This window comes from Oleiphilus sp. HI0043 (genome assembly GCF_001634935.1).
Genome location: NZ_LWEY01000786.1, coordinates 1 through 398, shown reverse-complemented (window position 1 = coordinate 398; position 398 = coordinate 1). Strand labels below are relative to the sequence as shown.

General features: G+C 45.0%; 1 protein-coding gene. It reads right to left on the bottom strand.

The window, feature by feature from the left end; translation table 11 throughout:
• Positions 1-398, bottom strand: a 398-nt coding sequence (locus tag A3729_RS09010; protein WP_304439709.1) for a S16 family serine protease, incomplete at both ends; no start/stop codon positions are given.

The window sequence follows — 398 nt, the reverse complement described above, 5'->3', positions numbered from 1 at the left end:
ACATTCAATTGACAACAACTCGCCGCCAACCTGCGTCCATGCCAGACCAGTAACCTGCCCTACCCGGTCCTTTTCATCAGCCATGCCGTAACTAAATTTGCGCACACCTAAGTACTGATCGATATTTTTGCTATCTACGGTAATCTCAATAGCCTCTTTAGACTCTAGAATTTCCTTCACTACCTTGCGACAAACTTTAGCAAGCTCTCGCTCCAGCCCTCGAACACCCGCTTCTTTGGTGTAATAACGAATCACATCTCTTATTGCATCTTCGGCAATAGCGAGCTCACCTTTTTTCAGGCCATTATCTTTGATCTGTTTCGGGATCAGGTATTTTTGCGCGATATTGATCTTTTCATCTTCGGTGTAACCCGGAATACGGATAACCTCCATACGAT